Genomic DNA, 23,100 nt, shown 5'->3' on the forward strand with positions numbered 1-23,100 from the left:
GCTCGGCGGTGACCTCGGGCTCCTCGGGCCTCTCAGCCACCGAGACCGCCTCCGCCGTACGCTCGCGGACCCTGCGTGCCGTCGATGTCGTCGCGGCGGCGCTCGAACGGATCGAGCGGGCTGATCCCGTCCTGTCCGCGTTCATCGAGGTGTGGGGCGAGGAGGCGCTTCGGCGGGCCGGTGAGGTGGACGCGCGGGTCGACGCGGGTGAGTGGCTTCCGTTGGCCGGCGTGCCGATCGGGGTCAAGGGGCGGCGCGGGCTGCGGACGGCGGGGCCGCTGCTCGCGGCGGGGTGCGTGGCGGTCGGGGCGGCTTCCGTTCCGGGGCCGGGAACTCCCTGGCAGACCTGGGGGCTTGGACGCCACGGCCGTACGGTCAACCCCTGGCGGCACGACCGGACACCCGGTGGCTCCTCCGCCGGGTCCGCGGCGGCGGTGGCGGCGGGGCTGGTGCCGCTCGCGACCGGGAGCGACGGGGCCGGGTCGGTGCGGATTCCGGCGGCGTGGTGCGGGGTCGTCGGGCTGAAGGCCGGCAACGGACGGTTGCCGTCAACCGACCGCACCGGGCTGATGGCACCGGGTGTGCTCGCGCGGTGCGTGGGGGATGTGGCGGCGTACTGGGAGGTGGTCTCGGGGGAGGTCGTGCCGGGGAAGGTCGCGTCGGGGAAGGTGATGTCGGGGGACAAGGCGCCGGGCGGTGACGGACGATCCGGTTCCGATGCGGGCGCCGAGCTGGTGGGCCTGGACCGCGGGCAGGTCGACCGGGGCCACGGGCCCGCCAGTCGAGGCCACGGGCAGGTCGGCCGGTACGACGCCCCCACCGCAGTGTGGTCCCCGGACCTCGGCTTCGACTCCCCCGACCCCGACGTCGTAGCCGTCGCCCACGCCGCTGCCGTACGACTCGCGGAGGCGGGCGCGATACGGCTCGAACGGCCGCGGGATCCGCTGCGTCTCGACGATCCGGCACCGGCATGGCTCGCCCTGCGGGACCCGGACGCCGGCTCCACCCCAGCCCCTGACGCCCGGCGGATCCGGGCCGCGAACGACACTCGCCTGGCCGCCCTGTTCGGCGCGGCCCGGCTGCTGCTGACGCCGACCGCGCCCACCCCGCCGCATGGCCACTTCGGCCCAAGCGAGCGGTACTCCACGGCTCTCACCTGGGCGTTCAACCTGAGTGGGCATCCGGCGATCAGCATCCCGGCGGGGTTCGGGCCGGACGGCTGTCCGGTCGGGCTCCAGTTGGTGGCGGCGCACGGCGAGGAGTCACTGTTGCTCGCAGTGGCCGGGGCCGCGGAGGGGCATATCGGACCCTGGACATCTGCATGCGTGCGCATATAATGCACGTGCGATTAATTGTCGTACGCCGACCATATGGCCCGGTGCCGCCGGGCCGACTGTTTGGGGGACTCATGACCCGCCGCTTCCTGTTCGTCCTCGGCAGCAGCCGCCCCGACGGCAATACCGAGCTGTTGGCCCGCAGGGCCGCCGAGCAGCTGCCCGAGGGTGTCGAGCAGCAGTGGATCGACCTGGCCACGCATCCGCTGCCCGACTTCGAGGACCTGCGTCACGACAGCGACCATGTGCGCCCGACGCAGGGCAACGTGGCGCTGCTGCTCGACGCGACGCTCGCGGCGACGGACGTCGTGATCGCCTCGCCGCTGTACTGGTACTCGGTGTCCGCCCACGTCAAGCGCTACCTCGACTACTGGTCGGGCTGGCTGCGCACCCCCGGGGTCGACTTCAAGGCGACCATGGCCGGGCGCACCCTGTGGGGTGTCACCGCGCTCGCCCACGAGGAGCAGGAGGTCGCAGCCCCGCTGGCCGGGACGCTCAGCAACTCCGCCGCGTACATGGGGATGCGCTTCGGCGGAGTACTGCTCGGCAATGGCAGCAAGCCGGGTGACGTACTGAACGACACCGAGGCCCTCACCCGCGCGAAGACGTTCTTCGCCCAGGAAGCATCGCTCGCGCGCTTCCCGTACGAGAGCGACTGAAGCCGCTCCGAAGAGCGGGCCGCCCCGCCCCCGGAACCTAGGCCGTGATGTCCTTCGCCGTGAACCTCGCCCACGCCGCGGAACCGAACACAGCGGCGTAGAGGGCCTGTATCCCCAGGTTCTTGACGAGGTCGTCCCAGTAGACGGGTTCGCGCATCAGGTCGGCGAAGGACAGCCAGTAGTGGGAGAAGAAGTACGGCTGGATCGCGTGGAGCTGGGGGATCTGGTCGAGGATCTGGACGGTGATCACCAGACCGACGGTCGTCGCCATCGCCGCGATGCCGCTGTTGGTCAGCGTCGAGACGAACAGGCCGAGGGCAGCCACCCCCATGAGTGACGCGGCGACGACCAGCGAGATCAGCAGGGCTCTGCCCAGCCCCTCCGCGAAGCTGATCCGCGTGCCGGAGATGGTCGTCAGTTCTCCGAGCGGGAAGAGCAGCGCGCCGACCGTGAGGGCCGACACGGCGACGACGAGGGTGGCAACCAGGCAGAAGGCCATCGTGGTCGCGTACTTGGTGAGGAGCAGACGGGTGCGTCCGGCCGGGGCGACGAGGAGATAGCGCAGGGTGCCCGCGTTCGCCTCGCCCGCTATCGCGTCGCCCGCGATGACCCCGATGGCCATGGGCAGGAAGAACGGCAGCGTCGCGGCCAGTGCGGTGAAGACCAGGAACAGGCCGTTGTTGGTGATCTGCGAGATGAACGCCGGGCCGCCGCCCTGCGGGCCACCGCCGCCCATCGACCCGTCGTCGCCGGTCTCGATCTTCACCGCGATCCCGACCAGGATCGGCACGGCGGCCAGGACGGCGAGCAGCGCGAGGGTGCGCCAGCGCCGGAAGGTGGTGTGCAGTTCGCTGCGGAGGAGGCCGAAGGTCCACAGGGGGCTGACCTTCCGCGGCTTCCCGTCCTTCCGGGGCTTCCCGTCCTTCTGGTTCTTCTGGTTCTTCCGGGTGTCTTCGATCCGGACGCCCTGCTGGACGGCTTCACCCTGCGACATCGAATCCCTCCCCCGTGAGTGCCACGAACGCGTCCTCCAAGGAGGCCCGTTCGACACCGAAGCCCCGGACGCGGACTCCGGCGGTCACCAACGCCGCGTTGACGTCGGCGAGATCACGGTCCGGAGGTTCGGCGGTCACCCGGTCGTCGGTGATGACGACGTCGCCGACGCCCTGCTCCTTCAGCACCCGGGCCGCGTCCCCGGTGTCGGGCGTGGTCACGACGAGCCGACCGCGGGTCCCCGCCGCCAGGTCCGCCACCGCGCCCTGGGTGATCAGCCGGCCCTGCGCCATCACGGCCGCGTGCGTACAGACCTGTTCGATCTCGTCGAGGAGGTGGGAGGAGAGGAAGACCGTCGTGCCGTCGGACGCCAACTCCCTTATCAGGGCACGGATCTCGCGCATGCCCTGCGGGTCGAGTCCGTTGGTCGGCTCGTCGAGGACGAGGAGCCGGCGTGGCTGGAGCAGCGCGGCCGCGAGCCCCAGCCGCTGCTTCATGCCGAGCGAGTACGCCTTGGCCTTCTTGCTGCCGGCGGCCGTCAGACCCACCCGGTCCAGCGCGGTCGCCACACGGGTCCGCCGGGTGCGCGGATCGGCGGTCGGGTCGGCGGCGTCGTACCGGAGGAGGTTGTCACGGCCGGAGAGGAAGCCGTACAGCGCGGGTCCCTCGATGAGTGCGCCGACGTGCGGCAGTACGGCGCGCGCGGCCCGGGGCATGGGCTGCCCGAGCACGCGCGCGGTACCGGCGGTGGGCTCGATGAGGCCCATCAGCATGCGGATCGTGGTGGTCTTGCCCGAACCGTTCGGGCCGAGGAACCCGAAGACGCTGCCCGCCGGGACGGTCAGGTCGAGACCGTCCACGGCGAGCTGCCCGCCGCGGTAGCGCTTGGTGAGCGCGCGGGTGGCGATCACCGTGTCGGCGCCTTTGCCGGCCTGACCAGCCTGATCAGCCTGACCAGCCGGGTTTTGTGGGCCGGCCTGATCAGCCGGGCCGGCCTGATCGAGCTCGTCGGCCTCCGCGGTGGGCAGTTCCTCCATGGGTTCCTCGGGCTCCTCGGGCTCCTCGGGGCACCTCGATCGTGGTGCGTCTACGACGACCGGCCGGCTACCGGCAACTGCCACCGATCACCGGCAGCGGTACCCACCACCGGTAACGGCCACCGGTAACCGCCACGGGTTCCGGATCACTTCCCGGAATTGGCCGCCTTCACGAGCGCGTTCTTGTCGACCGCGCCCACATAGACCTTGCCGTCGTCCGTCATCAGGGCGTTGATCAGGCGGGTCTTGAAGACCGTGCCCGAGCCGAACTTCCCGGTGACCTTGTCGCCCAGGGAGTCGAGGAAGCCGCCCATGTCGCCGCCGACCTCGGAGCCGGAGGGGACGCCCTCGCCGCCGGTGTCGAAGACGGCCACGGAGTTCCAGCCCTCGCCGATGACCTCGGGGCCGCCCTCGGCCGCCTTGCCGTGCCTGCCCTCGGACTTCACGCCGCCGAGTTCCTTGTCGAACTCCTTGCGCAGCTCGTCCTCGGACTTCGAGGCGCCGTGTTCCCCGGCCTTCCCCTCCAGCTCGCCCTCCTCCGTGACATTCGCGCCCTTGGGCGGGGTGAAGTCGAAGGTGGAGGCGGCCGGCTTGGCGAAGCCGACCTGGGTGAAGCCCGCGTCGATCACTGCCGAGCCGCCGCTGGACGGGGTCAGCGTGAACTTCAGCGGCATGCCGGTCTTGGCGTCCACGGCCACGGTGATCGCGCCGACCGTGGTCCCGGACTGCTTCGGCTTGATGAGCAGCCGGTACGCGTCCCGGCCCGCGATCTGCGCGGTGCCGCCGACGGTGACGGACGTGGTGTCGTCGGCCGCCTTCAGCGCCTCCTCGGCGAAGTCCTTGGGCGTGGCGGGGAGGTCTTCCCTCTTCTGCTCGCCCTTGGCCTCCTCGGCGGTGCCGTGGAAGACCTCGTTCGACTTGCTGTCGTAGCCCCAGACGTCCTTGCCGTTGCGGATGAGGCTGTACTCGGACGCGTTCTCCAGCAGAGAGAGCTTCTGCCTGTTCTCGCCGTCGAGGGCGACGCGCAGCGTGTGCGTGCCGGACGCCAGCTCGGTGAGCTTGGCCGACGGGTCGGCGGACGATCCGTCACCCGACCCCGACCCCATGGCGCCGGAGGCGAGGCTGGACTCCAGCCCGCCGAGGTCCGGCAGCCCCAGATCGGTGCTGATCTTCACGGTGCCGGACAACTGCTGCACGTCCGACTGCGCGATCTTCTCGATGAGTTGCGCTGCGGTGATCTCCGGCAGGTCCGGGTCGCCGGAGTCGGCGATGGCCGGGACGAGCCCGATGGTCGCCGCGGCGACCCCCACCACCGCGACCGGGACGACGTACCGCGCGGCCTTGCGCCGCCCCGAGGGCAGGTCGTCGACCTCCCCGGTGCTCGTACTGTCGTCGGATTCGTACGGTGCCATGTGTGCCTTACCTCCGTCGTCGGCGGCGGCTGTTCTTCGTTCCTCGCCCGCGAGTCTTACGACCCCGCACTCGTCCACCCCTGAGCCGCCATTCTCACCCGAATCGGTGAGGAGTGGTGATGTCCGTGGTGTCCATCTGACCAAATCCGCCAAGGAGATTCGTCAGCCTTCGGAGCCAACTCCACGTACACCTGCGGTATGACACATGGCGGCGGCGCCTCCCCCGACCCGTAGGGGTCGACCGGGAAGACGCCGCTGGCGGACGGGGCGATCAGCCGTTGATGGACACGTAGTCGGCCTGGTACGGCACCCCGAGGATGGCGCCGGGCGCGCAGGAGCCTGCCGGGGCGACGCCGCCGACGGTGGCCTTCAGATCGAGCTCGGGGACGTTCCCGTCGCCGCTCGGGGTCCTGGAGACGATGGCCCCGGTGCCCGCGCTTCCGTCCCGCGCGATACGGCCGCCGAGTACGGCACTGACGTCCCGCCGGGCGAAGGCGTACCCACCGCCCTCGGCCGGCTTGCACTGGTAGATCTGCTTGCCCTCGACGACGGGCGCCTGGAAGTCGCGGAGCGCCTCTCGGAAGTCGAACTCGGTGACGGTGACCTTGTGGAGCCGGCCCCGGACGGCGCCGCCCGGGAACTCGGCGGTGTGGAGGTTGGCGTAGAACGAACTCGGGTCGGACTGCGGGGCGTTGAGTTGAGCAGGGAGGCGTCCTTCACCGTGATGGTGCCGGTGAGGCTGCGCCCCCTGTCCTTGTCCTTGCCCAGGAGGCCGCCGAAGTGGCACCAGGTTCCGCTTCTGGGCAGCCGTACGGGGACGATCTCACTTTGGACTCAGTCCAGATATGTGAGCCGAGTCACGGCAGCAATTACCTCTCAACGCCGGCACAGGCACTTTCAGCCCGTCCGGCGTTTGAGGACGAGGCCCTTCGGGCCGAAGCGGGGGTCCAGGGGGCGGCAGCCCCCTGACCGGGGTCGAAGGGGCAGCGCCCGTTCAAAGGATGGGACGGGTAGGGGCGGCGGGGGCGGAACTATCCGGCCCGATGCACCACCGCGTCGCACAACTCCATCAACGCAGCCTTGGCACCAAGATCCGGCAACGGCGCCAACGCGGCCCGCGCATCCTCCGCATACCGCACCGTGTCCCGACGCGCCTGCTCCAACGCCGGATGCACCCGCAGCGCCGCCAGCGCCTCCGCATGCCGCGCGTCGTCCGTCAGATCGGAGTCCAGCAGCTCGCACAGGGCGGCATCCTCCGCCAGCCCCAACCGCTGCGCCCGCTCCCGCAACCGCAGAACCGGCAGCGTCGGAATCCCCTCCCGGAGATCCGTACCCGGCGTCTTCCCGGACTCGTGGGAGTCGCTCGCGATGTCCAGCACGTCGTCGGCCAGCTGGAAGGCGACACCCAGCCGCTCCCCGTACTGGGTCAGCACATCGACCACCGTCTCGTCGGCGCCCGACATCATCGCGCCGAACCGGCACGAGACCGCCACCAGCGACCCGGTCTTCCCGCTCAGCACATCGAGGTAGTGCTCGACCGGGTCCCGGCCGTCCTGCGGCCCCGCCGTCTCCAGGATCTGCCCGGTGACCAGCCGCTCGAACGCCTCGGCCTGCACCCGCACCGCCTCGGGCCCGAGGTCGGCGAGAATGTGCGAGGCACGCGCGAACAGGAAGTCCCCGGTCAGGACGGCCACCGAGTTGCCCCAGCGGGTGTTCGCGCTCTCGACACCGCGCCGCACCTCCGCCTCGTCCATCACGTCGTCGTGGTACAGCGTCGCCAGATGGGTCAGCTCCACCACCACCGCCGACGGCACGACGCCCGGCGCATACCGGTCCCCGAACTGGGCAGTGAGCATCACGAGCAGCGGCCGGAACCGCTTTCCACCCGCCCGCACCAGATGCTGGGCGGCCTCGGTGATGAAGGGGACCTCACTCTTGGTGGCTTCGAGCAATCCCTCCTCGACAGCCGCCAATCCGGCCTGGACATCGGCTTCCAGAGCCTGGTCCCGCACGCTCAGCCCGAACGGCCCGACGACGGTCACGAGGGGTCTCCTGTCTGCTGGTGTCCACTGGCGGTTACACGGTTTGTCGATAGGTCGCTGCCATCACTCAAGTCAGCGTATCCGGTCACCTTTCGATCACCGATGCCGCCCACCCGTCCACCACGGGCGGTATCGGATCACGGCGGGTATGTTTTTGATCACGTGATAAGGCCGGATATCCATCGACTTATAGGGAAGTAGCGGCCCGTGTCCCGAACCGAAGTCGATATCCAGCCCGAGAGCGAGCCGCCGCCACGCGACGACCACGCCTTCTTCGGCCAGCCCCGAGGCCTCCTCACGCTCTCCGGCCTGGAAGTCTGGGAGCGTTTCTCGTTCCTCGGCATGCAGGCCATCCTCGTCCTGTACTTCGCCGACACCGTCACCCACGGCGGACTGGGCATGTCGGCCGGAACCGCCGCCTCCGTCTCCGCCGCCTACGGCACCCTCGTCTATCTGGTCTCGGTCGCCGGCGGCTGGCTCGCCGACCGCATCCTCGGCTCGTACCGCGCGGTGCTGTGGGGCGGCATCCTGATCGCCTGCGGCCACTACGCCATGGCGGTGCCGTCCGCCGGCATGACCTGGGTCGGTCTCGGCCTGATCAGCGCGGGCACGGGGCTCCTCAAGCCCAACGTCGCCACCATGGTCGGCAAGCTCTACCGCACCGACGACGACCGCCGCGACGCCGGCTTCGCGCTCTACTACATGGCGATCAACATCGGCGCCTTCGCGGGCCCGCTCATCACCGGCTGGCTCGGCGAGCACAAGGGCTGGCACTGGGGCTTCTCCGCGGCCGCGATCGGCATGACGTTCGGCCTGATCCAGTATGTCCTCGGCCGCCGCCACCTGGCCGGACGGAAGCACGCCGCCGAGTTCGCGCTGGCCCCGCGAGCCATGCGCCGGGCGATCCGCCTGATCCTCGCGGGCCTCGCCGCCACGGCCGCGCTCGCCGTCCTCTTCGCCGCCGCCGGCTGGCTCACCATGGACCGCTTCGTCGACCTGCTCACCGTCGTCTCGGTGATCGCCCCGGTCGTCTACTTCGCGGTGATGTTCTCCAGCCCGCGCGTGACCTCCGAGGAACGCGGCCGACTGCGGCCGTACGTCGTCCTCTTCCTCGCCTCGACGGTCTTCAACTTCATCCTGTTCCAGGCGTACTCGACGATGATGCTGCTGGCCTCGACGAACGCCGAGACGTCGATCCTCGGCTTCGACTTCCCGGCCGGCTGGTACGCCTCCGCCCTCGGCGCCTTCGAGGTCGCCCTCGCGCCCGTGGTCGCCGCGCTGTGGGTCCGCATGGGGCGCGGCCAGCCGCACGCGTCCAACAAGATCGCCATCGGGGTCGTCCTCGGTGGCCTGTCCTTCCTGCTGATGGCGCTCCCGACCTCCGGGCACTCCTCCGACGACTACCTGATGTCCGTCTGGTGGATCGTGGGTTCGTACCTGCTGCTCGGCCTCGGCGACGTCCTGCTGGAGACCTCCGGCATGTCGGCCACGACCAAGCTCGCCCCGGCCGCCTTCGCCGGCCAGACCATGTCCCTCTGGTTCCTGTCCCTCGCCCTGGCCAACGGCATCCAGGCCCAGACGGTCAAGCTCTACGACGACGTGTCCAAGCCCGCCTACTTCGGCGTCAACGGCGCGATCGCGGTGGTCGCCGGGCTCGCCGTGATGGCCGCGACACGCTGGCTGCGCCGCACCATGCACCCGGTGCACTGACCCGACACGACGCACGCCGTGCACCGACCCGACACGACGCAGCCGGTGCACTGACCCGACGGGGACCCCGCCCATGCACATCCGTACGTCCTTCCCCTACGAGACGACCCACCAAGACCTCCGCATCCCGCTCCCGGACGGGACCCTGCTGTACGCGCGCGTGTGGCGCCCCCTGACGGACGAGCCCGTACCGGCGCTCCTCGAATACCTTCCGTACCGCCTCACCGACTGGACCGCGCCCCGCGACCACCAACGCCACCCCTGGTACGCCGGCCACGGCTACGCCTCCGTGCGCGTGGACATCCGCGGCCACGGCAACAGCGAGGGCCTGCCGACGGACGAGTACTCGGCGACGGAACTGGCCGACGGGGTCGAGGTGGTCAACTGGCTGGCGGCCCAGCCCTGGTGCAACGGCAAAGTCGGCATGTTCGGCATCTCCTGGGGCGGCTTCAACTCCCTCCAGATCGCGGCCCTCGCGCCCGAGCCGCTCAAGGCGATCGTCACGGTCTGCTCGACGGACGATCGCTATGACAACGACGTGCACTACATGGGAGGTTCCGTCCTCGCCGTCGATATGCACGCCTGGGCGTCGACCATGCTCGCCTTCGTCGCCCGCCCACCGGACCCGCTGTACATCGGCGACGCCTGGCGGGACATGTGGCTCAGGCGGCTGGAGTCCGTCGAACCGTTCCTGCACACCTGGCTCGGCCATCAGACCCGTGACGACTACTGGCGTCACGGCAGCGTCTGCGAGGACTACGGCGCGATCGACGCCGCCGTCCTGGCGGTGGGCGGCTGGCACGACCCGTACCGCGACACGGTCCTGCGCCTGGTCGAGCACCTGCCCGCCGACCGCGTCCGCGGCCTGATCGGCCCCTGGTCGCACCAGTACCCCGACCGCGGCCTGCCGCCGGGCCCGGCCATCGGCTTTCTCCAGGAGACGCTGCGCTGGTGGGACCACTGGCTGAAGGACGAGGACACCGGCGTCATGTCCGAGCCCCTGCTGCGCTCCTACGTCAGCGACTCCCACCCGCCGGCCACGGTGTACCCCACGCTGCCCGGCCGCTGGGTCGGCGAGCCGGCCTGGCCCTCTCCCCATGTGCGCGCGGTGACGTACGCCTTCCAGGGCGCCCCCGTCCTGGTGCGCTCTCCCATGCACACCGGCATCGACGCCGGACGCTTCTTCCCGTTCGGCAACGACGCCGACCTGCCGCCCGACCAGCGGGAGGAGGACGCGCGCTCGGCGTGCTTCGAGTTCGAAGTGGGCGAGGAGACCTGGGTGCTGGGGCGGCCGAGGGTGCGGCTGCGGCTGACGTCGGAGGTGCCGCGCGGGCAGGTCGTCGCCCGGCTCTGCGACGTGGCGCCGGACGGTGCCTCGACCCTGGTGACGCGGGGCGTGCTGAACCTGTCCGCCCGCCATGGCCGCGATCGTGCGGTGCCGTGGGAGCCGGGCGCCACCCAGGACGTGACCTTCGAGCTGAACGGCATCGGCCACGCCTTCCCGCCCGGTCACCGCATCCGCCTCGCGGTCTCCTCCGCGTACTGGCCGTGGATCTGGCCCCAGCCGGACTCGGCGGCGGGCTTCGGCCTGGAACCGGCGGGAAGCTCCCTGGAACTTCCGGTACGCGCGCGTGCGTTGGACGAAACGGTGGACGACGTGGCGGAGGGCACGGCAAACGGCACGGCGATCACCTTCGAGGAACCGGAACAGGCGGAGCCGCTCGGCGTGAACTCCCCCGTCACGCTGGACGAGCCGCGCCCCGAGCGGCTGGTCGTGCGGGACGTGGCCAAGGGCGAGTGGCGCCTGGAGGTCGACCCTCGGTACGGCGGCACGCGCGTGTACCCCGACGGTCTGGAGTTCACCGAGGACGCGCTGGAGACGTACACGATCAACGAGTCGGACCCCTTGTCGGCCCGCACCCGATCGGAGTGGTCGATCCGTCTGCACCGCCCGGAGCAGGCATGGGACGCGACGGTGCGGACGCGCTCGGAGATCAGCTGTGACCGGCATGACTTCGTCGTCTCCAACGAGGTCGTCTGCCTGGAGGGCGAAGAGGTACTTTTCCACCGCACATGGGAGAAACGGACTCCACGGACAGCCGGATAAAGGCGAGTTGGATTCATTGCCCGATTTGCCGCTCTTGTGGATGCCAGTGACTTGGGTCACGCCCGCCCGGCCGCCCGCACCGCCCGGCACCCCCTCGTCTCCCCTTGCCTCACACGCAAGTTGAGGCTTGGCAACCGCAAAGGATCAAGTACCCCATACCCACCAGACCATGGTCAACCGGCACGTCAGGTGACCACGGCACTTGTTCCGGACATGTGCTCTCGCATACGTTCCCGCTCAGTCGGGCGGACGCCGAATCCTGCCGCCGCCCGAGTCATCCACCCACGGAACTCACACACGTACGGCAGGAGCGGGGGACCCAGGTAGGCCGCCGGACCGGACGCCTTGATGGCGCACCGGACGGCTAGGGGTGAAGTCGCGACGCCGCACGGCGGCGCGGCCGGGCATCTCCCGCCCGAACCCGACAGCTCACCTCGCAGGCGCCGGAGAGGAACAGCGCCATGTCCCGAGGCAAGCACCGCCGCCCCAGCACCAGTCCGCTCACCCGCCGTGTCGCCATGGCCGGCACCGGCACCGCCGCCCTCGCGCTCCCGCTGCTGAGCGCCACCACCGCGAGCGCCGCCCAGCCGGCCCAGGCCCCCAGCGCCGCCCAGGCGGCACCCCGGTCCGCGCCCTCCGTGGCGAAGGACAAGACCATTACGTACACCACGAAAAAGGGCGATTCGCTCTACGGCATCGCGGATCGGTATGACGCGCAGGGCGGCTGGAAGCAGCTCTACAAGGACAACCGCGCGACCATCGGCGACAACCCCCGGCTCATCCACCCGGGCGTCGACCTGAAGGTCCGGGCGACCAAGACGGCCGCCACGCCGACCAAGACGGCCGAGAAGGCGCCCGCGCCCGCCAAGAAGTCCGCCGTCGCCCAGGCCACCCAGTCGTCGGTGAAGACGTTCCCGGACAACCTCGACGGCTGGATCCGCAACGCCCTGGACATCATGGGACAGAACGGAATTCCGGGATCGTACGAGGGCATTCACCGCAACATCATGCGCGAGTCGTCGGGCAACCCGCAGGCCATCAACAACTGGGACTCCAACGCCGCGGCGGGCACCCCGTCCAAGGGCCTCCTCCAGGTCATCGACCCCACCTTCGCGGCCTACCACGTGCCGGGGACGGTGTACGACCCCTTCAACCCGGTCGCGAACATCGCGGCCGCGTGCAACTACGCGGCCGCGCGCTACGGCTCGATCGACAACGTCAACGGGCCCTACTAGGCGAGATCGGCGAAACTGCCCGCGAACAGTCTCTCGAGGACGACGGCGATGCCGTCGTCCTCGTTCGAGAGGGTGACCTCGTCGGCGACCGCCTTGAGTTCGGGGTGGGCATTGGCCATCGCCACCCCGCGGCCGGCCCAGTCGAACATGGGGATGTCGTTGGGCATGTCCCCGAAGGCGATGGTCTCGTGCGCGCCGAGGCCGAGGTGCTCGGCGGCGAGCGCGAGACCGGTCGCCTTGGTGATGCCGCATGGCTGGAGTTCGACGGTCCCGGGCCCGGACATGGTGACCGTCGCGAGGGAACCGACGACCGATCGCGCCGTCGCAGCCAACTCGTCGTCGGACAGGGTGGGATGGCGCAGCAGCACCTTGCTGATCGGCTCGCACCACAGGTCGTCGCGGTACTGGACGCGTACGGCGGGCAGGGTGGGGTGGGGCATCAGGTACCCGGGTTCGATGAGCGTGAGCCCGTCGACGCCGTCCTGGTCGACGGCCGCGTACACCTCCCCGACCTCGGCCTCGATCTTGCCGAGCGCGGTCTCCGCCAACTCCCGGTCCAGGGTGACGGACCACAGCAGACGGTCCGCGCCGGCGTCGTACAACTGCGCGCCCTGTCCGCACACCGCGAGCCCCCGGCTGCCCAGGACGTCGAGGAGCGGCCGCACTCTGGGCGCCGGCCGTCCTGTCACGACGAGGTGCTGGGCACCGGCCGCCGCGACCTGCGCGAGCGCGTCGAGGGAGCGGTCGGAGAGCGTGTCGTCGCCTCGGAGCAGCGTCCCGTCCAGGTCAGTGGCGATGAGTGAATATGCGATGGGTGGGGCCATGATCAGAGAATACGGACAGGAAGCCCCATCGACTCGACGTGAACCGGACGGCTGCTGTGTTCACATGTGTTGACACCTGTTCCGGTTCGGATTCTGTTTCAGCCTGCGCAACTTCCTTCCGGTTGTTGCGATTTCACTCCCCCGTGGTCCGGCGGCCGCGTCAGCGCATCGCGTCGGAGGCGCCCGAGTCTCGGCCGGGTACCGCGACCTGGTGATTCACCGGCCCGGCGACGCGAGCTCGGCACTGCCCAAGACCGGCACCTCACCCGTAACGTGTGGCCCGACCACATGGCACGGAGCGTATGAGAGTGAGGCAGCACCCCATGCCCCCCTTCGATCTCCCCGAGGGCGACCCCTTCGGCACGCACAACCTTCCGTACGGCGTCTTCTCCCTTCCCGGCTCGGACTCCGCGCGCCGGGTCGGCGTCCGGCTCGGCGACCACGTCCTCGACGCGGGCAAGGCGGCCCACGCACTCGGCTCGCCGTATGCCCCACTGCTCGCCCAGGACTCCCTGAACCCGCTGCTCGCCGCGGGCCCCACCGCCTGGTCGGACGTGCGCCGCGCCCTGACGGCGTGGGTGACGGTTCCGGCGCACCAGGCGGCCGTCGCGGACCTGTTCCACCCCCTGTCCTCGGTGACTCTGCACCTCCCCTTCGAGGTCGCGGACTACGTCGACTTCTACGCCTCCGAGAACCACGCCCGTAACGTCGGCCAGATCTTCCGCCCCGACGCCGCGGACTCCCTGACCCCCAACTGGAAGCATCTGCCGATCGGTTACCACGGACGCTCCGGCACGGTCGTCGTGTCCGGTACGGATGTCGTACGCCCGTCGGGCCAGCGAAAGGCTCCCGCCGACCCGGCTCCGGTCTTCGGCCCGTCGGTCCGCCTCGACATCGAGGCCGAGGTCGGCTTCGTGGTCGGGACGCCGTCGGCGATGGGCGAGCCGGTGGCGCTGGGCGACTTCCGGGAGCACGTCTTCGGCCTGTGCCTCCTCAACGACTGGTCGGCACGCGACATCCAGGCCTGGGAGTACGTCCCTCTCGGCCCGTTCCTCGGCAAGTCCTTCGCCACGTCGGTGTCGGCGTGGATCACCCCGCTGGACGCGCTCGAGGAGGCGCGGGTGGCCGCACCGGAGCGGACACACTCCCTGCTGCCGTACCTCGACGACTCGGGCTCCGAAGCCGAACCCGGCGGCTACGACCTGCGCATCTCCGTGGCCGTCAACGGCCACGTGGTCTCCGAGCCCCCCTTCTCCACCATGTACTGGACGGCCGCCCAGCAACTCGCCCACATGACCGTGAACGGCGCCTCCCTGCGCACCGGCGACCTGTACGGCTCGGGCACGGTGAGCGGTCCCACCGAGCGCGAGCGCGGCTCCCTGCTGGAGCTGACGTGGAACGGCCGAGACCCTCTCGAACTCCCCGACGGAAAGCGGACGTTCCTGGAGGACGGCGACGTGGTGACCCTGTCCGCCTGGGCTCCCGGGCCGGGTGGGGTGCGGGTGGGGCTGGGCGAGGTCACCGGGCAGGTTGTATCAAGCGGTTGACACAAAACCCCGGGAGGGCGCATCTTGTACTCACCACTTAGTACAAGCGGTGAGTACAAGTCGTTTCCACGGGGGTCCGCCTTTCTCATGCTCGAACTCGATTCACGTCCCTCCGCGCCGACGCCCGCGTCCCGCGTACCTCTCGACCGCTACGCCCGCTGGACGGGCCTGGCCGTCGGGATACTGGCCACCCGCTGGCTGCTCCCCCTGAAGAACGGGGAGGGCGCCCTCTACGCCATCCTCGTCTTCGGCCTCTGCGCGGTGGCCGGAGTACTGCTCGGCGACCTGCTGACCACGCCGCGCCGCGGCGCCGTACGCACGGCGGACCTCACCCCACGCAGGGTCCGCGACTACGTTCCGCGTCGCATGACCGTCCTGCTGCTCGGCCTCGCAGCCGCGTTGGTCGTGCTGCTGATCACGGCAGCCACGGTGGCATCCCGGGACGACCTGGGCCGCGCGGGGCGCGCGTTCACCGCCACCTGCGGGGGCGTGACCCACTCGTACACCCCCTGGCCTGGCCTCTACTACGGCCTTCCCGTCCTGGCTTCCCTCGCCCTGTCCACCGCCGCCTGCGGCTGGTCCCTGCGGCGCATCGCGACCCGCCCCGGCGACGAACAGTCCCGCCGAGACCGGACGTTGGCGATCGTCGCGGCGTGGGGGTTGGTGGTCTCGTCGGCCCTGTTCGGCGTGGCCTCGACGGTGTCGGGTGCGCTGATGAGCACGACGTGCGACGGCACGGCGGGAGCCGTGGGCAACTGGACGGTGTGGCCACTGGGACTGCTCGCCCTGCTCACGGCACCCTGGTGCCTGTTCACGATCGTCTCACCGCGGGCCACGGCCGCCTGGCGGGGCCGCCGGGCCGGCGGCAACGGAATCGGCCGCCGGTGAGCGAGGCCACCCTGCGCATCGACACGGCCAGCCCGGTCCCGCCGTACGAGCAGATCCGCGCCCAGCTCGCCGCCCTGATCTCCACCGGCCGCCTCCCCGAGGGTGAACGCCTGCCGACGGTACGGCAGTTGGCCGCCGACCTGGGACTGGCCGCGGGCACAGTGGCACGAGCGTACCGCGAGCTGGAAGCAGCCTCCCTGATCCGCACCCGGCGAGGCGCGGGCACCCGTGTCGCCCCGCTCCCCGAAGGCGCCCAGCGCCCGGATCGGGCCGAACTGGCGGCACTGGCAAGGCGGTTCGCGGCGCAGGCACGTGCGCTGGGAGCGGAGAACACAGACGTGCTCGCGGCGGTCCAGGAAGCCTTGCGGGAGTAAGGGGAAGCCTCGCGGGAGCAAGGGGGGCAGCGACGCTGCTCCTCTCCGAGGCCCTGTGGCAGTAGGAGTGGCGGCCCGGGAGGCACCGCGAGGGCAGGCGGTGCCGACGGTTCCCGCGGCCCACGCGGGCCGGCCCGGTTCACGACGAGGCAGGCGGCCGTATGCCGGCCGAGAGGAGCTACGCGCAGTGCCCCGAGGCGAGTTCGGCGACTCTTCACCGCTGACGCCGGCGACCGTCACCGTCATACTGGCTGGCGGTGGCACGCTCCTCGCCCACCGCCCCGCACGTCCGCCCGCGCACCTCCCCTGACCAGGATCCGGAGCCTCCGGCATGACCTTCTGCCTGCTCCTGTTGAGCACCGTCGCTCTGACAGCAGCCGTGCCCGTTCCGCGTGCGCTGACCCGGGCCGCGTGGCCGGAACGGGAACCCGTGGTCGCGCTCTGGGTGTGGCAGTGCCTGGTCGCCACGGTCCTGCTGTGCTGTCTGACGGCCCTGGCGCTGGGCGCCGCCGCCGTCTTCGGCACCGTACGCGCGCAGCTCTTCGCCCCCGCGCCGCCGGCGGTGGCCGCGGCGTACGACCTCTCGTCCGCGCCGGCCTGGGCCGCCCTCCTGACCTTGCTCCTGGCCTGCGGTGCCGCCTGGACGACCGCCATGCTGGGCCGCGAACTCGCCGAGACCCGCCGACGCCGCAGCCAGGCCCGGGCCCACCTGCTCGAACGCGCCCCCGACCTGCCGGCCGGACTGCCCGCGGCGCGCGGCCCCCTCCTGGTCCTGGAGGACGAGTACCCGGACGCCTGGTGGATGCCCGGCAGCCCGGCCCAGCTGATCGTCACCACCGGCGCCCTGCACCGCCTCACCGACCACCAGCTCGACGCCGTCCTCACCCATGAACGCGGCCACGCCCGCGCCCGCCACGACTGGCTCCTCCACCTCTCGACCGCCCTCGCCACCGGCTTCCCCCGCATCCCGTTGTTCGCCCACTTCTGCGACCAGACCCACCGCCTGGTCGAACTGGCCGCCGACGACACGGCGTCCCGCCGTTGCGGTCACCTGACGACGGCTCTGGCCCTGATCGAGCTCAACCAGCACCGCGGCGTCCTCTCCTGCGCCTCCACCCACCGCCTCCTGGGCGAGCGCGTCAACCGCCTCCTTCAGCCTCCGCCGCGTCTGGGCCGCCGCCACCGCGCCCTCACCACGACCCTGGCCGCGCTGGTACCGCTGCTCCCGCTCCTGATCACGTTCGCCCCGGGGCTGACCGCACTGGGCTGATGCCTGAGGGCAGCCGGAGCGGCAAGCCGCTGGGCAGGCATCGCGCAGGTCGCCGGGCACACCTCCCGAAGTCCCGACGTCCCGGCCAAGCCGCCGTCCAGGCCACGTCGATACCCACGCCAAGTCGACGCCTGGCCAAGGCGACCTCTATGCCCCGTCCTCTACGCCCAGTCCTCCGAGCCCAGCCCTCTACGCCCAGTCCTCCGGCTCCGCATCCATCTCGGGCCAGTCGTCCGCCGACCCGTGATCCGCCCCCGGGTCGGCCTCCGCCGCCGCCGCCCCCGCGCCGGACTCCCCACGCAACGAGCCCAGCACTTCGAGCACGCCCTCCCCGTAGGTGGCCAGCTTCTTCTCCCCCACGCCGCCGATGCCCCCGAGCTCCCGGACGGACGCGGGCCACACCGTCACGATCTCCCGCAGCGTGGCGTCATGGAAGATCACGTACGCCGGAACCCCCTGCTCCCGAGCCTGCTCGGCGCGCCAGGCCCGCAGAGCCTCGAAGGCCGGCACCAGCTCCTCGGGCAACTCGGCCACCGCGGCCTTCGCCTTGCGCTCACCGCGCCCGGAGCCCGTGGAGCCCGACCCCGACGCCGACCGCGAGGTCACCGGCTTCTTCGGCTCCTTCCGCAGCGGCACGTCCCGCTCGCGGCGCAGCACCGTGCCACTGGCCTCGGTCAGCACGAGCGTCCCGTACTCCCCCTCGACCGCGAGCAGTCCCTGCGCCAGCAACTGCCGGATGGCACCCCGCCATTCGCCTTCGCTCAGCTCCGCGCCGATGCCGAACACGGACAGCTGGTCGTGGTCGAACTGGATCACCTTGCCGGTGCGCTTGCCCAGCAGGATGTCGACGATCTGCAACGCCCCGAACTTCTGCCCCCGCTCACGCTGGAGCCGCACCACCGTCGACAGCACCTTCTGTGCCGCGATCGTGCCGTCCCAGGTCTCCGGGGGTGTCAGGCAGGTGTCGCAGTTGCCGCAGCCCGCCGCGTCGGGGTCCTGCCCGAAGTAGGCGAGCAGCTGTCCGCGCCGGCACTGGGCCGTCTCGCACAGTGCCAGCATCGCGTCCAGGTGCGAGGCGGCCCGGCGCCGGAACGCCTCGTCGCCCTCGCCCAACTGGATCAGCTTGCGCTGCTGTATGACGTCGTTGAGGCCGTAGGCCATCCAGGCCGTGGAGGGCAGTCCGTCGCGCCCGGCGCGGCCCGTCTCCTGGTAGTAGCCCTCGACCGACTTGGGCAGGTCCAGGTGGGCGACGAACCGCACGTCCGGCTTGTCGATGCCCATCCCGAAGGCGATGGTCGCGACCACGACCAACCCCTCCTCGCGCAGGAACCGGGACTGGTGCGCCGCGCGCGTGCCCGCGTCCAGGCCCGCGTGATAGGGCACCGCCTCGATGCCGTTGCGGCTCAGGAACTCGGCCGTCGCCTCCACGGACTTGCGGGACAGGCAGTACACGATGCCCGCGTCGCCCGCGTGTTCCTCACGCAGGAAGCTCAGCAGCTGCTTCTTCGGGTCCGCCTTCGGCACGATCCGGTACTGGATGTTGGGCCGGTCGAAGCTCGCCACGAAGTGTCGGGCGGCCGGCATGTTCAGCCGCTGGGTGATCTCCTGGTGCGTCGCATGCGTGGCCGTCGCGGTGAGCGCGATCCGGGGAACGTCCGGCCAGCGCTCGCCGAGCAGCGAGAGGGCCAGGTAGTCGGGGCGGAAGTCGTGGCCCCACTGGGACACGCAGTGCGCCTCGTCGATCGCGAACACCGCGATCTTGCCGCGCGACAGCAGATCCAGCGTCGAGTCGAGCCGCAGCCGCTCCGGCGCGAGGTAGAGCAGGTCCAGCTCGCCCGCCAGGAACTCCGCCTCCACCACGCGCCGCTCGTCGAAGTCCTGCGTGGAGTTGACGAAGCCGGCGCGCACACCGAGTGCCCGCAGCGCGTCCACCTGGTCCTGCATCAGCGCGATGAGCGGCGAGACGACGATGCCCGTGCCCGGTCTGACCAGGGACGGGATCTGGTAGCAGAGCGACTTCCCGCCGCCGGTCGGCATGAGCACGACGGCGTCGCCACCGGCCACCACGTGGTCGATGACGGCTCCCTGCTCGCCGCGGAAGGCCTCGTACCCGAAGACCCGGTGCAGCGCGGCGAGCGCCTCGCTGTCGCCCGTCTGTACCGCCTCGGTCACCCTTGGCATCTCGCTGATCCCGCCCGTCGCACCCATCGTCGTGTCCCCCGTACGTCGTCCCTCGACCACTGCCTCCACGATAGGGGTCGCCACCGACAGCACCGGAGTTATCCACAGGCTCACGTCTCACCCTTTCGTGATCGGCCGAGCGCCTTGAGTGACCGGCGAGCGAGCGGGCACCCACAGCACAGCGGCCCGGCATCCCCCCGAGGGAAACCGGGCCGCCGCCGCGTGAGCGGACCGCCGTACGAGCGGGCCGCGGGAGCGGGCGCCGCGTCAGCGCACGAATACCCCCGCCGTACTCGCCAGATCCAGGAAGTACTGCGGCGCCACGCCCAGCACGAGCGTGACCGCGACACCGACCCCGATCGCCGTCATCGTCAGCGGCGACGGAACGGCGACCGTCGGCCCCTCGGGCCGCGGCTCGCTGAAGAACATCAGCACGATGACGCGGATGTAGAAGAACGCCGCGATCGCCGACGAGATCACACCGACCACGACCAGCGGTGCCGCCCCGCCCTCCGCCGCCGCCTTGAACACGGCGAACTTCCCGGCGAAGCCGGAGGTGAGCGGAATGCCGGCGAAGGCGAGCAGGAACACCGCGAACACGGCCGCGACCAGCGGTGATCGGCGGCCCAGTCCCGCCCAGCTGGACAGATGTGTCGCCTCACCGCCGGCGTCCCGTACCAGCGTCACCACGGCGAAGGCCCCGATCGTCACGAACGAGTACGCCGCCAGGTAGAAGAGGACGGACGACACCCCGTCCGGAGTGGTCGCGATGACACCCGCGAGGATGAACCCGGCGTGCGCGATCGACGAGTACGCCAGCAGCCGCTTGATGTCGGTCTGCGTGATCGCGACGATCGCACCGCCCAGCATGGTGACGATCGCGACGCCCCACATGACCGGCCGCCAGTCCCAGCGCAGGCCGGGCAGCACGACGTACAGGATCCGCAGCAGCGCGCCGAACGCGGCCACCTTCGTCGCCGCCGCCATGAACCCGGTCACGGGGGTCGGTGCGCCCTGGTAGACGTCGGGCGTCCACATGTGGAACGGCACCGCGCCCACCTTGAAGAGCAGACCCATGACGATCATCGCGGCGCCGATCAGCAGCAACGCGTCGTTGCCCATCGTGTCCGCGAGCGCCGGGGTGACGTCCGGGACCGTACCGTCGACGACCTGCGCGATCGTCGCGTACGACACGGAGCCCGCGTAGCCGTACAGCAGCGCGATGCCGAACAGCGTGAACGCGGACGCGAAGGCACCCAGCAGGAAGTACTTGACCGCGGCCTCCTGCGACATGAGCCGCTTGCGGCGGGCCAGCGCGCACATCAGGTACAGCGGGAGGGAGAAGACCTCCAGCGCGATGAACAGCGTCAGCAGGTCGTTGGCCGCCGGGAAGATCAGCATGCCGGCGACCGCGAACATCAGCAGCGGGAACACCTCGGTGGTGGTGAACCCGGCCTTCACCGCGGCCTTCTCGCTGTCGCTGCCCGGCACGGACGCGGCCTGCGCGGCGAAGGAGTCGACCCGGTTGCCGTGTGCCGCCGGGTCGAGGCGGCGTTCGGCGAAGGTGAACAGGCCGACCAGGCCCGCCAGCAGGATCGTGCCCTGAAGGAAGAGGGCCGGTCCGTCGACCGCGATCGCGCCCATCGCGGCGATGCCCGCCCTGGTCGTGGCGTATCCGTCGGCCGCGAGCGCCACGACCGCGGCGAAGGCCGCGACGAGCGCCACGGAGGAGACGAACACCTGCGCGTAGTAACGAGCCTTGCGCGGGACGACCGCCTCGATCAGCACACCGACGATCGCCGCGCCGATGATGATCAGGGTGGGCGACAGTTGGCCGTACTCGATCTTCGGCGGGTCGATCTTCGAGATCGGATCGGCCGCGGTTGTCCACAGGCTGTGGACAGCTGTTGCGCTCACTTGGCCGCCTCCACCTCAGGCTGGGGGTCCTTCTTCTGTACGTCGGACATGGTCTGCTTGACCGCCGGGTTGACGATGTCCGTGATGGGCTTCGGGTAGACGCCCAGGAAGATCAGCAGTACGAGCAGTGGGGCGACGACCACGAGTTCGCGCACCCTGAGGTCGGGCATCGCCGAGACCTCCGGCTTCACCGGCCCCGTCATCGTCCTCTGGTAGAGGACGAGGATGTAGAGCGCGGCGAGCACGATGCCGAAGGTGGCGATGATGCCGACCACCGGGTAGCGCGTGAACGTGCCGACCAGGACCAGGAATTCACTGACGAACGGTGCCAGTCCCGGCAGCGACAGGGTCGCCAGACCGCCGATCAGGAAGGTGCCGGCCAGCACGGGAGCGACCTTCTGCACACCGCCGTAGTCCGCGATGAGCCGCGAGCCGCGCCGGGAGATCAGGAACCCGGCCACCAGCATCAGCGCGGCCGTCGAGATCCCGTGGTTGACCATGTACAGCGTCGCGCCGGACTGGCCCTGGCTGGTCATCGCGAAGATGCCCATGATGATGAAGCCGAAGTGCGAGATCGACGCGTACGCGATCAGACGCTTCATGTCCCGCTGGCCGACCGCGAGCAGCGCCCCGTAGATGATGCTGATCAGCGCCAGTACGAGGATCGCGGGCGTCGCCCACTTGCTCGCCTCCGGGAACAGCTGGAGGCAGAAGCGGAGCATCGCGAAGGTGCCCACCTTGTCGACGACCGCCGTGATCAGGACGGCGACCGGTGCGGTGGCCTCCCCCATCGCGTTGGGCAGCCAGGTGTGCAGCGGCCACAGCGGAGCCTTCACCGCGAAGGCGAAGAAGAAGCCCAGGAACAGCCAGCGTTCGGTGTTCGTGGCCATGTCGAGCGTGCCGTTGGCACGGGCCTCGGCGATCTCCTGGAGGCTGAAGTTCCCGGCGACCACATAGAGGCCGATCACCGCGGCCAGCATGATCAGACCGCCGACCAGGTTGTAGAGCAGGAACTTCACGGCCGCGTACGAGCGCTGCGTCGACGCCACCTTCTCGCCGTGCTCGTGGGCACGGTCACCGAAGCCGCCGATGAGGAAGTACATCGGGATGAGCATGGCTTCGAAGAAGATGTAGAAGAGGAAGACGTCGGTGGCCTCGAAGGAGATGATCACCATCGCCTCGACGGCCAGAATCAGGGCGAAGAAACCCTGCGTGGGCCGCCAGCGCGAGCTGCCGGTCTCCAGCGGGTCGGCGTCGTGCCAGCCCGCGAGGATGATGAACGGGATCAGCAGCGCCGTGAGCGCGATCAGCGCCACCGCGATGCCGTCCACGCCGAGTTCGTAACGGACCCCGAAGTCGGCGATCCAGGAGTGGGACTCGGTGAGCTGGTAGCGCTCGCCGTCCGGGTCGAAGCGGACCAGGACGGTGATCGCGAGGGCGAGCGTGGCGAGCGAGACGAGCAGCGCCAGCCACTTGGCGACGGTGCGCCGGGCGGCCGGTACGGCCGCCGTGGCGACCGCTCCGATCGCGGGGAGCACCGCCGTAGCTGTCAGCAGAGGAAAGGACATCG

At 70.6% G+C, this 23,100-nt stretch carries 18 protein-coding genes and 1 riboswitch; of the genes, 9 read left to right on the plus strand and 9 right to left on the minus strand.

Annotation, left to right across the window (positions count from 1 at the left end):
• Positions 1-8 precede the first annotated feature (8 nt).
• The gene (locus tag ACFU95_RS01695) at positions 9-1,337 is read left to right on the plus strand and encodes an amidase family protein (RefSeq protein WP_383820167.1); all 1,329 of its coding nucleotides are present in this window, start codon (positions 9-11) and stop codon (positions 1,335-1,337) included.
• A 71-nt stretch (positions 1,338-1,408) separates the two neighbouring features.
• Positions 1,409-1,993, plus strand: coding sequence for a flavodoxin family protein (locus ACFU95_RS01700; protein WP_383820170.1), 585 nt, complete (start codon positions 1,409-1,411; stop codon positions 1,991-1,993).
• Between the two features lie 37 nt (positions 1,994-2,030).
• On the opposite strand, the gene ACFU95_RS01705 is transcribed toward ACFU95_RS01700, so the two are convergent.
• From ACFU95_RS01705 to ACFU95_RS01725, 5 genes are all read right to left on the minus strand, one after another.
• Positions 2,031-2,987: an ABC transporter permease gene (locus ACFU95_RS01705; protein ID WP_383820172.1), complete on the minus strand. Its 957-nt coding sequence runs from the start codon at positions 2,985-2,987 to the stop codon at positions 2,031-2,033.
• Entirely contained in the window at positions 2,974-4,023 is a 1,050-nt protein-coding gene (locus ACFU95_RS01710) for an ABC transporter ATP-binding protein (protein ID WP_383820175.1), read from the minus strand. The genes ACFU95_RS01705 and ACFU95_RS01710 overlap by 14 nt, the downstream gene beginning before the upstream one ends.
• A 146-nt stretch (positions 4,024-4,169) precedes the next feature.
• On the minus strand, positions 4,170-5,435 hold the full coding sequence (locus tag ACFU95_RS01715; RefSeq protein ID WP_383820178.1) for an outer membrane lipoprotein carrier protein LolA: 1,266 nt from the start codon (positions 5,433-5,435) through the stop codon (positions 4,170-4,172).
• Positions 5,436-5,706: 271 nt separating this feature from the next.
• On the minus strand, positions 5,707-6,222 hold the full coding sequence (locus ACFU95_RS01720; protein WP_383820181.1) for a CHRD domain-containing protein: 516 nt from the start codon (positions 6,220-6,222) through the stop codon (positions 5,707-5,709).
• A gap of 244 nt (positions 6,223-6,466) precedes the next feature.
• On the minus strand, positions 6,467-7,477 hold the full coding sequence (locus tag ACFU95_RS01725) for a polyprenyl synthetase family protein (protein WP_383820183.1): 1,011 nt from the start codon (positions 7,475-7,477) through the stop codon (positions 6,467-6,469).
• A 207-nt stretch (positions 7,478-7,684) separates the two neighbouring features.
• Between ACFU95_RS01725 and ACFU95_RS01730 the strand changes: the two genes are divergently transcribed.
• The 3 genes from ACFU95_RS01730 to ACFU95_RS01740 all read left to right on the plus strand — a co-directional run bounded on the left by ACFU95_RS01730 (position 7,685) and on the right by ACFU95_RS01740 (position 12,529).
• A complete protein-coding gene (locus ACFU95_RS01730) occupies positions 7,685-9,187 on the plus strand; it encodes a peptide MFS transporter (protein WP_383820185.1) in 1,503 nt (500 codons plus the stop codon).
• A 73-nt stretch (positions 9,188-9,260) separates the two neighbouring features.
• Complete coding sequence (locus ACFU95_RS01735; protein WP_383820187.1) at positions 9,261-11,294, plus strand: CocE/NonD family hydrolase; 2,034 nt, start codon at positions 9,261-9,263, stop codon at positions 11,292-11,294.
• Positions 11,295-11,566: 272 nt separating this feature from the next.
• A riboswitch (cyclic di-AMP (ydaO/yuaA leader) is annotated at positions 11,567-11,750 on the plus strand.
• A 5-nt stretch (positions 11,751-11,755) separates the two neighbouring features.
• Positions 11,756-12,529 (plus strand): transglycosylase SLT domain-containing protein, encoded by a 774-nt coding sequence (locus tag ACFU95_RS01740; protein WP_383820190.1) that lies wholly within the window; start codon positions 11,756-11,758, stop codon positions 12,527-12,529.
• On the opposite strand, the gene ACFU95_RS01745 is transcribed toward ACFU95_RS01740, so the two are convergent.
• Entirely contained in the window at positions 12,526-13,353 is an 828-nt protein-coding gene (locus tag ACFU95_RS01745) for an HAD family hydrolase (protein ID WP_383820191.1), read from the minus strand. The two genes, ACFU95_RS01740 and ACFU95_RS01745, sit on opposite strands and share 4 nt — an antisense overlap.
• 323 nt (positions 13,354-13,676) lie before the next feature.
• Between ACFU95_RS01745 and fahA the strand changes: the two genes are divergently transcribed.
• The 4 genes from fahA to ACFU95_RS01765 all read left to right on the plus strand — a co-directional run bounded on the left by fahA (position 13,677) and on the right by ACFU95_RS01765 (position 17,432).
• Positions 13,677-14,900 (plus strand): fumarylacetoacetase, encoded by a 1,224-nt coding sequence (gene fahA, locus ACFU95_RS01750; RefSeq protein ID WP_383820195.1) that lies wholly within the window; start codon positions 13,677-13,679, stop codon positions 14,898-14,900.
• Positions 14,901-14,987: 87 nt separating this feature from the next.
• On the plus strand, positions 14,988-15,788 hold the full coding sequence (locus tag ACFU95_RS01755) for a hypothetical protein (RefSeq protein WP_383820198.1): 801 nt from the start codon (positions 14,988-14,990) through the stop codon (positions 15,786-15,788).
• Positions 15,785-16,162 (plus strand): GntR family transcriptional regulator, encoded by a 378-nt coding sequence (locus tag ACFU95_RS01760; RefSeq protein ID WP_383820200.1) that lies wholly within the window; start codon positions 15,785-15,787, stop codon positions 16,160-16,162. Before ACFU95_RS01755 ends, ACFU95_RS01760 begins: the two co-directional genes overlap by 4 nt.
• A 331-nt stretch (positions 16,163-16,493) precedes the next feature.
• Positions 16,494-17,432 (plus strand): M56 family metallopeptidase, encoded by a 939-nt coding sequence (locus ACFU95_RS01765; protein WP_383820201.1) that lies wholly within the window; start codon positions 16,494-16,496, stop codon positions 17,430-17,432.
• 189 nt (positions 17,433-17,621) lie between these two features.
• On the opposite strand, the gene recQ is transcribed toward ACFU95_RS01765, so the two are convergent.
• From recQ to ACFU95_RS01780, 3 genes are all read right to left on the minus strand, one after another.
• Entirely contained in the window at positions 17,622-19,640 is a 2,019-nt protein-coding gene (recQ, locus tag ACFU95_RS01770) for a DNA helicase RecQ (protein ID WP_383820452.1), read from the minus strand.
• A gap of 240 nt (positions 19,641-19,880) precedes the next feature.
• On the minus strand, positions 19,881-21,530 hold the full coding sequence (gene nuoN / locus ACFU95_RS01775) for an NADH-quinone oxidoreductase subunit NuoN (protein WP_383820204.1): 1,650 nt from the start codon (positions 21,528-21,530) through the stop codon (positions 19,881-19,883).
• A complete protein-coding gene (locus ACFU95_RS01780) occupies positions 21,527-23,098 on the minus strand; it encodes an NADH-quinone oxidoreductase subunit M (protein WP_383820206.1) in 1,572 nt (523 codons plus the stop codon). The genes nuoN and ACFU95_RS01780 overlap by 4 nt, the downstream gene beginning before the upstream one ends.
• Positions 23,099-23,100 lie beyond the last annotated feature (2 nt).

Origin of the sequence: Streptomyces sp. NPDC057623, from assembly GCF_042800355.1 — a bacterium.
GTDB lineage: Bacteria > Actinomycetota > Actinomycetes > Streptomycetales > Streptomycetaceae > Streptomyces.

Coding starts and splice junctions, on each gene's coding strand:
- fahA (WP_383820195.1), top strand. CDS start 13,677: ATGCCCCCCTTCGATCTCCCCGAGGGCGACCCCTTCGGCACGCACAAC.
- ACFU95_RS01710 (WP_383820175.1), bottom strand. CDS start 4,023: ATGGAGGAACTGCCCACCGCGGAGGCCGACGAGCTCGATCAGGCCGGC.
- ACFU95_RS01705 (WP_383820172.1), bottom strand. CDS start 2,987: ATGTCGCAGGGTGAAGCCGTCCAGCAGGGCGTCCGGATCGAAGACACC.
- ACFU95_RS01755 (WP_383820198.1), top strand. CDS start 14,988: ATGCTCGAACTCGATTCACGTCCCTCCGCGCCGACGCCCGCGTCCCGC.
- ACFU95_RS01765 (WP_383820201.1), top strand. CDS start 16,494: ATGACCTTCTGCCTGCTCCTGTTGAGCACCGTCGCTCTGACAGCAGCC.
- ACFU95_RS01780 (WP_383820206.1), bottom strand. CDS start 23,098: ATGTCCTTTCCTCTGCTGACAGCTACGGCGGTGCTCCCCGCGATCGGA.
- ACFU95_RS01735 (WP_383820187.1), top strand. CDS start 9,261: ATGCACATCCGTACGTCCTTCCCCTACGAGACGACCCACCAAGACCTC.
- ACFU95_RS01745 (WP_383820191.1), bottom strand. CDS start 13,353: ATGGCCCCACCCATCGCATATTCACTCATCGCCACTGACCTGGACGGG.
- ACFU95_RS01740 (WP_383820190.1), top strand. CDS start 11,756: ATGTCCCGAGGCAAGCACCGCCGCCCCAGCACCAGTCCGCTCACCCGC.
- ACFU95_RS01715 (WP_383820178.1), bottom strand. CDS start 5,435: ATGGCACCGTACGAATCCGACGACAGTACGAGCACCGGGGAGGTCGAC.
- ACFU95_RS01700 (WP_383820170.1), top strand. CDS start 1,409: ATGACCCGCCGCTTCCTGTTCGTCCTCGGCAGCAGCCGCCCCGACGGC.
- recQ (WP_383820452.1), bottom strand. CDS start 19,640: ATGGGTGCGACGGGCGGGATCAGCGAGATGCCAAGGGTGACCGAGGCG.